The organism is Streptomyces sp. NPDC017991 (assembly GCF_044328075.1).
GTDB lineage: Bacteria > Actinomycetota > Actinomycetes > Streptomycetales > Streptomycetaceae > Streptomyces.
Genome location: NZ_JBIRGP010000001.1, coordinates 146,515 through 159,215 on the forward strand (window position 1 = coordinate 146,515; position 12,701 = coordinate 159,215).

A 12,701-nucleotide genomic window follows, 5' to 3' on the forward strand; every position below is an offset into this window, starting at 1 on the left:
GCCCGGTCGACGGACGAAAGGGCGGACCGGCGGCCTGCGCACACCGGCCCGCTCATCACGCGGTGCCGCCGTCGACCGGGTGAGGGGCGCCGCTGAGGTCGGCGGCGCCCGCCCGGCGAAGTCCCGGGCCGGTCAGTTGACCGCCAGGACCCCCGTGTTGTTCGTGAGATCCGGGTCGAAGTCGAACGGGTACTCCCCGAACTCGCCGGACGTGGGGTGGACGCTCACGGCACCGGTCGCGCCAGGCACCACGGTGTCGACGCGCACCGAGAACGCGAACGTGCGCCGGGTGTCTTCCAGCACCCAGTACGGCAGGGCGCAGTCGTAGCGCGGGGCGCCCGTCTTGTTCTCGTAGTAGCCGCCGGCGAGGGTGCGCGGGGAGCAGCCGGACGGCACGCCGGTGACCTTGGTGCCCTGGGGCACGATCAGCCGGACCTTGGCGGCCGGTTCGCCGGATCCGAGATTGCCGAACCAGGCCGGGCCGTTGTTCTTGAACGTGAACTCGGCCGTGGCCGTCTCGCCCGCCGCGCCGGAGATCGTGTCACCCGTCACGGAGAAGTCCGCGGTGTTGTCCACGCCGATCGGAACGACTGTGTAGTCGTTCTCGGAGTCGAGGTCCCGGGCCCCGTTGCCCGGCTCGACATCGATGTCCAGACGCTCGTTCAGCGCGTGCGGGGCGAGTCGCACGGTCAGCGGCTCGGGCAGCTCGAAGGAGTCGCCGGGCGCGAGCACCTGGTCGAACGTGCAGAGCGCCTTGTTGGACGGCGCGTAGTCGCTGCCGGTCGTCGTGGTGTACGTGCAGGCGTCGTACCGGGTCAGATCCGTCAGCCCGTAGGAGGCGTACAACTTGAGCGTGAACCCGTCAGCGCTCTCGTTGCCGTTGTTGGTGACCTTGAACGGGACCGTCCGCTCGTCGCCCGGCCGCCCCTCCTCCATGTCGTCGACGGGGCCGATGGCGAGGTCGGGCCCGGCGCCGACGGTGAGCGTGCTGTCGAAGCTCTCGTGCGGCGCGGTGAGCGTGCCGTCGGGGCCGCCGGTGGCCGTCGCCTCGTAGGTGATCTTTCCCCGCGCGCCGACTTCGGCGCCGTCGGCCGCGTGCACCGTCAGGAACACCTGGTCCTCGTAGTCGCCCCAGATCGCGGGAACCACGGGAATGTCGCACACCGCGCCGGATCCGGTGGGCGTGCAGTTGTCGGGCCAGCTCACCTCGGCGACCCCGGCGAGGTCGGAGACGTCGACGGTGAGCCTGCCGTCGGTCACCGTGAAGTTGTCGTTGTCGTGGTAGATGCCGACGCCGAGGGTGCGCGACTGTGGCCGGCCGCCGTCGGTGGCGAGCGGCAGCGTCTGCTCGTACGGCGAGTTGATCCACAGCTGATCGGTCTGTGGCGGGTCGTCCTCGGCGAACGCGGGCGAGACGAGGCCCGCAGTCAGCAGACCGGCCGCGACCGCTACGGCGGCACCGGATCTGACACGTAACGGGTGTCCAGCAGAGAACAGTCGCATTGCTACCCCCAGGGTGTGATGTGGTGTGGTGACGTGACTGACGCGCCGGTATCCCCGGCGCCCCGGCAGGATCATCACATGATCATGGATCCGACGCACCCTGGTTTCCGGCCCGCAGAGCCCCCAGCGACCGGCCAACTCCTGTGCGCTCGCGTGGACTTGAGATACTGGACCCTGCACCGGCTGAGACACTCTCTCCTCACCCATGCCGTCAAGGGCAGTGCCTCCGTCTCTGGTATGGGCGGCGGTCAGCCGCGCGATCGCGATATCCGAAGCACACCGTGCAGGTCTGCAGGGGCAGTCGACTCGTCCGGTCGCCTGGTTCGGGGTTCGGGGTTCGGGGTTTAGAGACTGGCGACGCCGACAGGCGCGGTCAGGGCCACCGAGGATTGGCTCAGCCGTTGTGCGGGGTGGCGACGGCCTGGTCCGCGCGCGTTCTGACGCATTCTTTCGCGCCGCCCGTCGCGGGGCTGAAACAGGCCCGCACCGACGCCCCTGGGCTCACCACCGTCATCAGCGTGTGGACGTAGGTGTCCGCCTCGTCGCGGCTGGTGACCCGCGCGCCGTGGAGGGAGCCGTCCCGGCCGCCCGTGCGGATCTCGACGCGGTCGTCCACGACCGCGCCCCACATCCGGGCCCAACTCGCTCCGCATTCCTGGCTGTAGCGGATCTGGATCCAGGCCCCCGTGGCAGTCTCGTGCTCGGCGAGCGTCATGGGCTCGGCGCCGCATTTCATCGTGATCGGGTCCTTGTCCTGACAGGCGTTGTGCCGGCAGAGCGCCCCGGTGGCGGGTGACGGCGTGGGGGAAGGTGGCGCCTCTCCGCGGCGCGAGGGGGGAAGGTTGAGGAGCACGAGCGTCCCTATGGCCACGGCACAGACCGACACCAGGGCGGTGAGCACCGTTACGGGCCGGGGGACGGCGGGGCGGGGGCGGGCGAGGTCTGCGTCCTCCAGCGCCGAACAGGTCAGGCCGGTCCCGGGCAGGTGTGTCCGGGGCGGGCCGACGCTGTCCGGTGCCGTCGCGTTCTCGCCGGTGTCGGACGGGGCGGCGGCCGGGGCCGGGGGCGGCGTGTCCGGCCGGGGGCCGGTGCGCTGTCGAGTCGGTGTCCCCCGCGTCGGCGCACTGTCATCGGTCCGAGGCGTCGCGGGCGTACGGTGCGTCCGGTGCGTCCTCGCGAGGTCCAAGAGCGCCAACGGATGGTCGGCCGGTTCGCCGACGAGACGGCACAGCTCGACGACCGCGCTGCGGGGTGGCAGGCTCTTGCCGTTGAGGTAGCGCTCCCAGGACGACTTGCTGAAGGTGGTCACGTTCGCGAGCTGCGCCAGGCTCAGGCCGGTGCGCTGCTTCAACTGCCGGAGTACGACGGCCAGTCGGGCGCCCGGCGGTGAGGGTGCAGCCCGTGTCATCCGCGCAGCGCCTTCCAGGAGCGCGGCCCCAGCATGCCGTCGACGACCAGGCCCGCGCGCTGCTGGAACGTTTTGACGGCCCGCAGTGTCAGCGGGCCGAACATGCCGTCGATCCCGCCGGGTGAGATGCCCGCCCGGCGCAGCAGACACTGCGCTTCGGCGACGTCGGCGCCCGTGGCCCCGTAGACGATCTCGTCGTTCCGGCCTCTGTTGATTCCTGCCGACCAACTGCCGTCGATGCGGGTGATGCGGCACGTGTAGGAGGGCGACGGCGAGGCTGCGGCGGTGGAGGGCGGGGCGGCGACGGCCGCCTGGGTCATGTCCTCGTCGAGGCGCAGCATGAGCAGCAGTGCCGCCACCAGGGCAACGGCCAGGGCTACGACGCCTGTTGTGAGAGCGATGTGCGGAAAGCGGCCGGGGGTGGGCGCGATGGCAGGCAGGGTCGTGGGCCCGATCAGTGTGACCGGTTCCTGTTCCTGCTCCTGTCCCTGCGTCGTGGGCCGCGGCTCCACGACCGCACCGGCACGGCGGCCGACCCAGGTGTCGGCGGCGATCTCGTGCAGCGCGAGCAGAGGGACGGGGTCGGTGCCGGTGATCCGCGCCAGTGCCTCCAACGCCTCCCGGGGCGGCAGCGAGGTACCTCCCAGGTACCGCTCCCACGACTTGACGCTGTAACCGGTCTTTGCCGCGAGGTGCCGCATCGTCAGCTCGCCGTGATCCTTCAGTTGGCGTAACCGTTCCACCAACTGCCGGACACACGGATCGAGTTCATCGGACAGCGCCTTGTAGCGCGACATGTTTCCCCAATGCGGTCATGAGCGTGAGCGGCGACCTCCCCCGCTGCTTCGCATTCTGCATGAGCCCGTCACATCTGTCACAGCTGTCCCACACAACCGTCCTCCGGGACCCTGTCGTCGCAGGTCATCAGGGTGGTCGTCCCGAGCAGCCGCCACCTGCGCCACAGCCGTGGCCACGACGCCCCGGCGCCCTGCACCTTTGACCTCGCCACCTGATCCCGCCGGGCGGGACAGGTGCGGATTCCACGACCGAAAGAGGAAAGCATGCGACCGAACGCTCTGGGCACGACCATCGCCGGACTCGTCACCGTCGTCGGCCTCGCCGCCGGCAGTGTGGCGACCGCGGGCACCAGCTTCGCGGCGACCGCGACCACCGCGCAGACAGCGGCGGTCGCACAGCCCGCCGCCGTGGCCGCGACGCAGAACTTCGGTCTGACCACGGCCGAGGCCAAGAACGTCCAGGAGTTCCTCGCGGACAACTGGGGCTACACGGACACCGTCGACGGTCAGTTGGGCACCAACAGCTGGAAGGCCTTCCAGCGCTGCCTCGCGCGGTACTGGGGCTACACGGGCGCCATCGACGGGGACCCCGGCACGAACACCATCAAGGCGCTGCAGCGTCTGCTGAAGGACAGCTACGGCTACACCGGTGACATCGACGGCATCGCCGGTTCGGGCACCCGCGCGGCGTTCAAGCGCTTCGCCGCCTGACCGTCCAACCGCTGCACCTGGTCACCGGTCCGACCCGTCCGACCCGTCCGACCCGTCGGACCCGTCGGACCCGTCGGACCTACGGGTGACCGTCGAATGACCTGCCCCGGCCCGTCCTGCAACGGCAAGGACGGGCCGGGGTTGCGTGTTCCCGCCCCTCCGGCCCGAGCCGGGCCCGTAGCCCGACGGGGCGTCAGAAGCCCCGCCGACGACCGAAGGAGAACCACCCCGCCATGGAAAGACTCGCATTCGTCGTTCGCGCCGAGGACGAAAGTCCACAACGCCGGGACACGCACCGCGCCGGGACGGGATGGCGGACGCGCGTCGGGACCTTCGCCGCCACCGCGGCCATGGTCGCGGCCGGCATCGTGCTCGGTGCCCAGCCCGCCGCGGCGGCACCGGCCCCGATCAGGCTGACCTCCGCGTCCTGCCCCGCCGAGATCGTGCAGGGCCAGACGAGCGGCTGCGTCACGGAGTTGCAGAACCTGCTCAACGCCCACGGCGCCGGTCTGGTCGTCGACGGTCAGTTCGGGGCGGGCACGCTCTACGCGGTCCGTGAGTACCAGGCCGCCACCGCCATCGCCGTGGACGGGCGGGTGGGCGCGGCGACCAAGAGCAAGCTGTACGCGACCGGCGGCTCGGCGCCCTCCCCCGTCAACCTGAACTCCGCCTCCTGCCCCGCGAACATCGTCCAGGGCGCCAAGAGCGGATGCGTCACCGAGCTCCAGCGACTGCTGCGCCACCAGGGCTACGCCGTGGACGTGGACGGCGACTTCGGGGCCGGGACAGCGAGCGCCGTCCGCGCCTTCCAGTCCTCCCGCGGCCTCACGGCCGACGGCCAGGTCGGTGCGGACACCAAGCGGGCGCTGTACGACACGGACGAGTCACCGTCGACGAGCCTGGACCTGAGGTCGTCGTCCTGCCCGGAGAACATCGTGGAGGGGCAGAGCGGCGGTTGCGTCGCCACCCTGCAGTCCCTGCTGAACGGCAAAGGTCAGAGCCTCGACGTCGACGGCGGCTTCGGCCCCCAGACCCTGGCGGCCGTGAAGGCGTTCCAGTCCGCGAGCGGCCTCACCGCCGACGGCGCGGTCGGCGCGAACACCAAGGCCGCCCTGTACGCGAACATCGGCGGTGGCGGTGGCAACGGCGCGCCCGCGCCGATCAACCTGAACTCCGCCTCCTGCCCGAACGAGATCGTGCAGGGGCAACGCAGCGGCTGCGTCACCGAGTTGCAGAGCCTGCTCAACCACCACGGTGCCGATCTCGCCGTCGACGGGGACTTCGGTGCGCTCACCGACAGCGCCGTCAGGGACTTCCAGGCCGAGAAGGGGCTGTCGGTCGACGGCCATGCGGGACCGAACACCAAGGCCGCGCTGTACGGCACGGTCACCCCGCCGTCGTCGCCTCCGCCCGGCGGCGGCTACGGCAAGATCCTCGACGTGGCCGAGGCCGAGGCCGGCACGGTCGAGGGCAGCGCCCGCGCGAACAGCTACGGCTCGTCCGTGGGTCTTTCGCTCTCCACCAGCAACTACGCCTGGTGCGCGACCTTCGTGAGCTGGGTGGCCAAGCAGACCGGAGCCAGCTCCTACCGCAACTCCTATGTCTCGGGCTGGGTCAAGCAGGCACGGGCCGGCAACTACCACCTGTCCGTGACGACGAGCCCGCAGCCGGGTGACATCGTGGCCTTCGACTGGGACGGCGGAAGCGACTTCACCGGCGGCAACGAGCACATAGGCATCCTGCGTACGGTGTCCGGATCGTCCTTCACCACCGTCGAGGGCAACACGGGCAACCCCAACGGCGACAACGACGGCGTCTACGTCAGGTCCCGAGCCACGAACAGCGGGTACGACGTGGTCTTCATCCGCGTCCGCTGAGCGGCTCGACCGGGTTCGTCGGCAGGTGCTGTCAGAGGTACCGCGTAGATTCCGGTCATGGCCGAGCCCTTGCGCGCAGACCTCAGAGAGCTGTTGGACAGCCTGCCACCCGGTCGGCTGCTGGGTCCGTGCCGCGCCCCCTGTCCGCTGGTCTGGCTGAGCAACGGGCCGCGCGGGGACGCGGCCGACTGGTGGAAGCGGTTGTACGCCCGCCGCCGTGAGACCGGCCTGTACCCGCTCTTGCTCGAATACCCTGACGACTCCTTCGAACCCGGGGGCGGCGGCTACGGAGCCGATGCCGACGCGGCCACCTACTTCCGGAGCGCGTGGCGACACGACGACTCCTGGCCGCCCCTCCCGCGGTGGCCCGGTCTCGCCGCGCCGGCCTCGGTGATATCGGGCATCGACGTGCACGCGGTTGACGTGGCGTCCGCAGTCGTCCGCGAGGGACGGGCCCGCTGTCTCGCACTGGTACAGATCGCGCGAGGCGCTGACGCGCCCGCCGCCCTGAACTGGCGCGGGATGGCGAACCACCTGAACGCCCAGGAGCTGTCGGCAGTGCTGCGCTCCTGGGAAGACCGCTTCGGCCTGCGCGTCGTGGGCCTCGGGCACGGCAGCCTGTACGTCTCGGTCGCGGCCCGGCCGACCCGGCTCGACCAGGCCCGCATCCTGGCCGCGGAGCACTACCTCACCTGCCCGGACGTCTTCTACGAGGACCCCGATATGGACTGGTCCACCTACCCGGAGGACCTCATGAGGCGTCACACGTGGCGCTTCTGGTGGGACTGACCCCAGGGCGCCCCTGGCGGCGTCCCCGTACCAGCCCAGCGGCGGTCGCCGGCTTGCCGGCGCGGACGATGGCGGAGTGCATTCCGTCGGCGACCGAGTGGGTCGGGGTGATCTCGATGTCCGTGAAACCGGCCGCTTCCAGCCCTTGGCGGTACTCGGCGAAGGACAGCGCTCCGGCGATGCAGCCGACGTAGTCTCCGCGCTCGGCCCGCTGCCCGGGGGTGAGGGTGTCGTCGGCGACGACGTCCGAGACGCCCATGCGCCCGCCGGGCCTGAGCACGCGGAAGGTCTCGGCGAAGACGGCGGACTTGTCGGTGGACAGGTTGATCACGCAGTTGGAGATGACGACGTCGACCGTGTCCGCGGGCAGCGGGATCGCCTCGATGGCGCCCTTGAGGAACTCGACGTTCGTCGCGCCCGCGTTCTCGGCGTTGGCCAGGGCCAGTGCCAGCATCTCCTCCGTCATGTCCAGTCCGTACGCTTTGCCGGTCGGGCCCACCCTGCGAGCGGACAGCAGGACGTCGATTCCGCCGCCGGAGCCGAGGTCGAGCACACGTTCGCCCTCGCGCAGTTCGGCTACGGCGGTCGGGTTTCCGCAGCCGAGCGAGGCCGCGACCGCCTCGGCGGGCAGGGTGTCGCGCTCGTCGGCGCCGTACAGGGCCGAGCCGAAGTTGTCGTCGGCCTCGACCGGCTGCGGTCCGCAACAGCCGGTACCGCCGTCGGTGACGTCCAGGGGCGTCGTGACCTTGAGGGCCGCCGCGGCGTACCGCTGACGGACGATCTCACGCAGGTCGGTGGGCTGCTCGCTCATGTCTCACTCCCCGATCGAGGACCGCAGCACGGCCCGGAACAGTCTGTATTGACGTTCATTGATGCAAGCTTGCGCCTTGGATCGAAAGACGTCAACATAGAAGCATGTCGAAACAAGAGATTCGGGTGATCGGCCAGGACAGTGCCTGCTGCCCCGGCCTGGCCGCCGCGCCGCTGGACGAGGACCGGGCGGCCGACCTGGCGACGTTCTTCAAGGCCCTGGGTGACCCGGTCCGCCTGCGCCTGATGTCGATGATCGCCTCGCGCGGCGAGGGCAGTGAGCGCGGCGAGGTCTGCGTGTGCGAGTTGACCCCGGCCTTCGACCTGTCCCAGCCGACGATCTCCCACCACCTCAAGCTGCTGCGACAGGCCGGCCTCATCGACTGCGAGCGTCGCGGGACGTGGGTGTACTACTGGGTGCTGCCCGGCGTACTGGATCGGCTCGCCGCGTTCCTGGCCACCGCGCGGCCCGCAGCAGTCGGCGCGTGAAGGCCCCGCTCGGCCGCCGTGTCGCCGCGGAGGCGATCGGGACCGGGCTGCTGGTGACGGTGGTGGTCGGCTCCGGCATCCAGGCGACCGGCCTGTCGCGCGACGTCGGCGTGCAGTTGCTCGCCAACTCCCTGGCCACCGTCTTCGGCCTGTACGTGCTGATCATCGCGTTCGGGCCGGTGTCCGGCGCGCACTTCAATCCGGCCGTCACCCTCGCCGTCTGGTTCACCGGGCGCCGCACCCCGGACGGGCCGACCGCGCGGGATGTCGCCGCGTACGTGCCCGCGCAGATCGCGGGGGCGATCGGCGGAGCGGTCCTGGCCGACGCCATGTTCGGCGAACCACTGGCGAGGTTCTCGGCCCACGACCGCTTCGCCGGACACCTGTGGCTGGGCGAGGTCGTCGCCACGGCGGGGCTGGTCCTGCTGGTTCTCGGCCTGGGCCGAACCGGCCGCGCCGCGCTCGCGCCGACCGCGGTGGCCTCCTACATCGGGGCCGCCTACTGGTTCACCTCGTCCACGTCGTTCGCGAACCCGGCGGTGACCGTCGGCCGAACCTTCACCGACACCTTCGCCGGGATCGCGCCCGCGTCCGTCGCCCCGTTCATCGCCGCACAACTGGTCGGCGCCGTGCTGGGGCTCGGCATCGTGGCCGTCGTCCACGGCCCGCGAACCACCCCGGCCCGCCGCGGGACCGGCGTCCCCGGCAGCGAACCCCAGCCCGTCTCCTCCTGACCCCACCCGGAGAAAGCCCTCCATGGACACTTCCGCCGCACGCCCGTCGGTGCTGTTCGTCTGCGTCCACAACGCCGGCCGCTCCCAGATGGCCGCCGCCTTCCTCGCCCACCTCGCGGGCGACCGCGTCGAGGTCCGCTCGGCCGGATCCGCGCCCGCCGACGCCGTCAACCCGGCCGTGGTCGAGGCGATGGAGGAAGTCGGCATCGACGTCTCCGCCGCATCTCCGAAGATCCTCACGGTGGAGGCCGTCCAGGCGTCCGACGTCGTGATCACCATGGGGTGCGGCGACGCGTGCCCCGTCTTCCCCGGCAAGCGGTACCTCGACTGGCGGCTCGACGACCCCGCCGGCCAAGGCGTCGAGGCCGTCCGCCCCATCCGCGACGCGATCGAGAAGCGCGTTCGCGAACTGATCGCAGAGGTGGCACCCCGCTGAGAGTGACGGGGGCTGCGAGTGACGGGCGGATGCGCGGCCCGTCGTCAGTCAGTACCGCCGCGCGATCCGCAGACGTGCGTCTCCGGCCACGCGGCGAGCCCCTGACCGGGCGGCGGGCACCCACACACGGCTGGGCTCACACCGGCTAGTGGCCGGCCGCGTCACCGCCCGGGTCGTCGGCGAGGACGACCGAGGCCCGGATGCGCTTGCCGACCGGCTCGCGATGGATCTCGAAGCTCCGGCACACCGCCATGACGATCTCCAGACCGTGCTGCCCGACCCGAGCGGGGTTCGGCGGCAAGATCTGCGGCAGCGTGGCGCCGCTGTCCCAGACCGTCACGGCGACGGCCTCTTCGCCGGCTTCCAGGGTCATCACGCAGGGACCCGGAGCGTGTTTACGGGCGTTGGTCACCAGCTCGGACACCACCAGCTGAACCGTTCCGATCGCCCGCGAGGACACCGGAACCCCATGCTTGACCTGCAAGGTCTTCAAAAATTCGCGGGCCGCGTCACGGGAATCACCGATCCCCGCGGCGTCCTCCACCACAACGGTGACCGCTGCGGAAATGCCCGTCAATTGCTGCCGGCCTTTGTCCTGCTCAGCCAGATTCATCCGTTCCGCCTCACTGCCGAAGCGCTCTTACGGGATGTCGCTTACCCCGAAAACATCACCTCACCGGTAAAAACGGGACCGATTCCAGGTCGGCTGTCAGCGCAGCGTCGACTTGATGACGAAGTGGCCCGACAGCAGCCGGAATGTCGCCGTGCCGCCCTTGAAGCCGTCGAGCGCGACGCCGTCCACTTCCGCGAGCGGGGTGCGTCCTTCGCGTACCGCGGCAGCCGAAACCGAGGGGATGTACGAGGTCGCTTCCGTATGGGCCCGCACGACCGCCTCGTGATGCAGCTCGTCGCCTCACGCGCTCCATGCCTTCGCGGAGGCCGTGGACAGTCAGGGAGTCCTGGTGCGTCTCGCCACCCGAGGCGTCCTTGAGGATGTAGGTGCTGGTGGCTTCGGCGCTACGGAGGTTGCACAGGAGTTGCCCGGACGTGCCTGCTCGCCGCCGGTCGCCGGAGGGTGGGCGGCCCGCTCGAAGCGGGTTCAGGCCAACGCTCTGGACGCCGCCAGGAAGGTGGCCACCAGTTCTCGCGCCCAGTCGCTGGAAGCCGGCTGGGCACTGAAGATGGCGCGGTAGTACAGCGGTCCGAGCAGGAAGTCGACGGCGTTCTCCACCGCGGGGGCACGGCCGCCGCGGGAGCGTTCGCGCTCGATCATGGCGCTCAGCTGCTCGTGGCGGTCCCCGATGCAGGCGCAGCCGCCGTCCGGCCCGGAGCCGATGGTGGCGCGCATGAGGGCGAGGGTGTCGGGGTCCCGGAGGTCCGTGGCCACGTCCCCCAGCCAGCGTTCCAGGTCACCGGCGAGCGTCCCGGTGTCGGGCACGACGACGTCCCCGCTGAACCGGCTGGTGGCCACATCGCCCAGAAGCTGAGCGGGTGAGCCCCAGCGCCGGTACACCGTGGTCGGGTGCACGCCCGCGCGGGCGGCGATGGCGGGAATCGTCAGGGCTTCCGCGGGCTCCTCCGCGAGGAGCTGCGCGACGGCGTGGTGTACGGCCGCACGGACCTTCGCGGAGCGACCGCCGGGGCGTACCTGAGCTTGAGCGTCAACCATGGGGAAATTATCGCACTGATCGTTGCGTTAGTGGTAGCGTCCTTAACGCATCGATCACTGCGTTTGGAGAGAGTCGTGTCCGTCTCCGCCCTGCCCGACAACGACAACCCGATACCGCCCCCGCCCGATACCGCCCCGCCCCGTCGAAGCCGCCGCGAACTCAACCGTCCGACCGCCTTCGCCGCCATCGCCGTCGTCTTCGTGCTCTTCATGGCCGCGTCCAGCGCGCCGTCCCCCCTCTACGTCGTCTACCAGCAGCGCTGGGACTTCTCCGCGACCACCCTCACCACGGTGTTCGCCGTCTACGTGCTCGGGATGATCGCGGCACTGCTGGTGCTCGGCTCCCTGTCCGACCATCTCGGCCGCCGCCCTGTACTGCTCTCCGCGATCACGCTGGAAGCCGCGTCGATGGCGCTCTTCCTCGTCGCGGACAGCGTCTCCCTGCTGCTGACCGCACGCCTGGTCCAGGGCATCGCCACCGGGGCCGCCATGACGGCCCTCGGCGCGGCCCTGGCCGACCTCAACCCCGCCCACGCGCCGCACCGCGCCGGCGTCGTCACCGGCGCGGCACCCACCTTCGGGCTGGGGCTCGGCGCTCTGGGATGCGGCTTCCTCGTCGAGTACGGGCCACACCCACCCGGCTCGTGTACGTGCTGCTGCTGGCGGGTCTCGTCCTGGCCGCGGCCGTGGTCACCGCGCTGCCCGAGACGTCGCTGCGGCGGCCCGGAGCCGCCCGCTCGCTCCAGCCCCGCCTCAAAGTCGCACCCCACCTGCGGGCGGACCTGCTGCGCCTGGTGCCGATCCTCGTCGCGAGCTGGGCACTGGGCGGCCTGTACCTCTCGCTCGGACCGTCGGTCGCCGTGGGCCTGTTCGGCCTCTCCAGTCACGTCGTCGGCGGCCTCGTGGTCACCCTGCTGACCGTACCGGCCTGCCTGACCGCGATCGCGCTGCGCGGCTGGCCCGTCGCCCGCACCCTCGCACTCGGCGCCGGCCTCCTGCTCACCGGCACGGTCGTCGCCCTGACCGGGGTCGAGGAGGACTCGCTGCTCACCGCGGCACTCGGCACCGTGGTCGCCGGGGTCGGGTTCGGCGCCTCCTCCCTCGCCACTTTCGGCACACTGGCCCGTATGGCCGCGCCCTCCGAACGCGGCGAACTGTTCTCCGTCGCCTTCGTGATCTCCTACCTGTCCTTCAGCGTGCCCGCAGTCGTCGCCGGAATCGCCGCCACCCATACGGGACTCCACGAGACGTCCGTCGCCTACGCCGCCACGGTCGCCTTCCTAGCCGCCCTCGCACTGCTCGCCCAGTGGCTCCGCTCCCGTCGCACCCCCGAACGCGTCACCTGCCCGCAGACGTGACCCCATGGGGGGGGTGGTACGAGCAAGACGCTGCCCCCGGCGCCCGCCGCACCCAGCCACCGCGCCCAGCCACGGCCCGTCGCCTGCGGCCCGCCGCCCGTCTCAAGGTGCTCGACGGGC

The 12,701-nt window shown here is 71.0% G+C and carries 15 protein-coding genes; 8 read left to right on the forward strand and 7 right to left on the reverse strand.

What is annotated here, in order from left to right; genetic code table 11:
* Positions 1-132 precede the first annotated feature (132 nt).
* The 3 genes from ACH4DZ_RS00705 to ACH4DZ_RS00715 all read right to left on the reverse strand — a co-directional run bounded on the left by ACH4DZ_RS00705 (position 133) and on the right by ACH4DZ_RS00715 (position 3,708).
* A complete protein-coding gene (locus ACH4DZ_RS00705; protein WP_398284690.1) occupies positions 133-1,503 on the reverse strand; it encodes a hypothetical protein in 1,371 nt (456 codons plus the stop codon).
* 394 nt (positions 1,504-1,897) lie between these two features.
* Entirely contained in the window at positions 1,898-2,911 is a 1,014-nt protein-coding gene (locus ACH4DZ_RS00710) for a helix-turn-helix domain-containing protein (RefSeq protein WP_398284691.1), read from the reverse strand.
* Positions 2,908-3,708: a peptidoglycan-binding protein gene (locus ACH4DZ_RS00715; protein WP_398284692.1), complete on the reverse strand. Its 801-nt coding sequence runs from the start codon at positions 3,706-3,708 to the stop codon at positions 2,908-2,910. The genes ACH4DZ_RS00710 and ACH4DZ_RS00715 overlap by 4 nt, the downstream gene beginning before the upstream one ends.
* Before the next feature lie 264 nt (positions 3,709-3,972).
* On the opposite strand from ACH4DZ_RS00715, the gene ACH4DZ_RS00720 reads away from it, so the two are divergent.
* The 3 genes from ACH4DZ_RS00720 to ACH4DZ_RS00730 all read left to right on the forward strand — a co-directional run bounded on the left by ACH4DZ_RS00720 (position 3,973) and on the right by ACH4DZ_RS00730 (position 7,085).
* Complete coding sequence (locus ACH4DZ_RS00720; protein WP_398284694.1) at positions 3,973-4,419, forward strand: peptidoglycan-binding domain-containing protein; 447 nt, start codon at positions 3,973-3,975, stop codon at positions 4,417-4,419.
* 233 nt (positions 4,420-4,652) lie between these two features.
* Entirely contained in the window at positions 4,653-6,296 is a 1,644-nt protein-coding gene (locus tag ACH4DZ_RS00725) for a peptidoglycan-binding protein (RefSeq protein WP_398284695.1), read from the forward strand.
* 57 nt (positions 6,297-6,353) lie between these two features.
* Positions 6,354-7,085 (forward strand): DUF4253 domain-containing protein, encoded by a 732-nt coding sequence (locus ACH4DZ_RS00730; protein ID WP_398284696.1) that lies wholly within the window; start codon positions 6,354-6,356, stop codon positions 7,083-7,085.
* Here ACH4DZ_RS00730 and arsM read toward each other — a convergent pair.
* Positions 7,048-7,896, reverse strand: a complete 849-nt coding sequence (gene arsM / locus ACH4DZ_RS00735) for an arsenite methyltransferase (RefSeq protein ID WP_398284697.1) — start codon at positions 7,894-7,896, stop codon at positions 7,048-7,050. The two genes, ACH4DZ_RS00730 and arsM, sit on opposite strands and share 38 nt — an antisense overlap.
* 104 nt (positions 7,897-8,000) lie before the next feature.
* Between arsM and ACH4DZ_RS00740 the strand changes: the two genes are divergently transcribed.
* Genes ACH4DZ_RS00740 through ACH4DZ_RS00750 form a run of 3 tightly spaced genes read left to right on the forward strand, consistent with a single transcriptional unit; the run spans position 8,001 to position 9,554 of the window.
* Entirely contained in the window at positions 8,001-8,384 is a 384-nt protein-coding gene (locus ACH4DZ_RS00740; protein ID WP_398284698.1) for an ArsR/SmtB family transcription factor, read from the forward strand.
* The gene (locus ACH4DZ_RS00745) at positions 8,381-9,118 is read left to right on the forward strand and encodes an aquaporin (RefSeq protein WP_398284699.1); all 738 of its coding nucleotides are present in this window, start codon (positions 8,381-8,383) and stop codon (positions 9,116-9,118) included. The genes ACH4DZ_RS00740 and ACH4DZ_RS00745 overlap by 4 nt, the downstream gene beginning before the upstream one ends.
* Before the next feature lie 22 nt (positions 9,119-9,140).
* A complete protein-coding gene (locus ACH4DZ_RS00750; RefSeq protein ID WP_398284700.1) occupies positions 9,141-9,554 on the forward strand; it encodes an arsenate reductase ArsC in 414 nt (137 codons plus the stop codon).
* A 145-nt stretch (positions 9,555-9,699) separates the two neighbouring features.
* On the opposite strand, the gene ACH4DZ_RS00755 is transcribed toward ACH4DZ_RS00750, so the two are convergent.
* The 3 genes from ACH4DZ_RS00755 to ACH4DZ_RS00765 all read right to left on the reverse strand — a co-directional run bounded on the left by ACH4DZ_RS00755 (position 9,700) and on the right by ACH4DZ_RS00765 (position 11,223).
* A complete protein-coding gene (locus ACH4DZ_RS00755) occupies positions 9,700-10,167 on the reverse strand; it encodes an ATP-binding protein (RefSeq protein ID WP_398284701.1) in 468 nt (155 codons plus the stop codon).
* A gap of 96 nt (positions 10,168-10,263) precedes the next feature.
* Positions 10,264-10,440: a hypothetical protein gene (locus tag ACH4DZ_RS00760; protein WP_398284702.1), complete on the reverse strand. Its 177-nt coding sequence runs from the start codon at positions 10,438-10,440 to the stop codon at positions 10,264-10,266.
* Positions 10,441-10,653: 213 nt separating this feature from the next.
* Positions 10,654-11,223 carry a TetR/AcrR family transcriptional regulator gene (locus ACH4DZ_RS00765; RefSeq protein WP_398284703.1) on the reverse strand — a complete coding sequence of 190 codons (570 nt, stop codon included), beginning with the start codon at positions 11,221-11,223 and terminating at the stop codon, positions 10,654-10,656.
* Between the two features lie 75 nt (positions 11,224-11,298).
* Here ACH4DZ_RS00765 and ACH4DZ_RS00770 point away from each other — a divergent pair, with 75 nt between their 5' ends.
* On the forward strand, positions 11,299-12,141 hold the full coding sequence (locus tag ACH4DZ_RS00770; RefSeq protein ID WP_398284704.1) for an MFS transporter: 843 nt from the start codon (positions 11,299-11,301) through the stop codon (positions 12,139-12,141).
* On the forward strand, positions 12,084-12,581 hold the full coding sequence (locus tag ACH4DZ_RS00775) for a hypothetical protein (protein ID WP_398284705.1): 498 nt from the start codon (positions 12,084-12,086) through the stop codon (positions 12,579-12,581). Before ACH4DZ_RS00770 ends, ACH4DZ_RS00775 begins: the two co-directional genes overlap by 58 nt.
* The last annotated feature ends 120 nt before the right edge of the window (positions 12,582-12,701 follow it).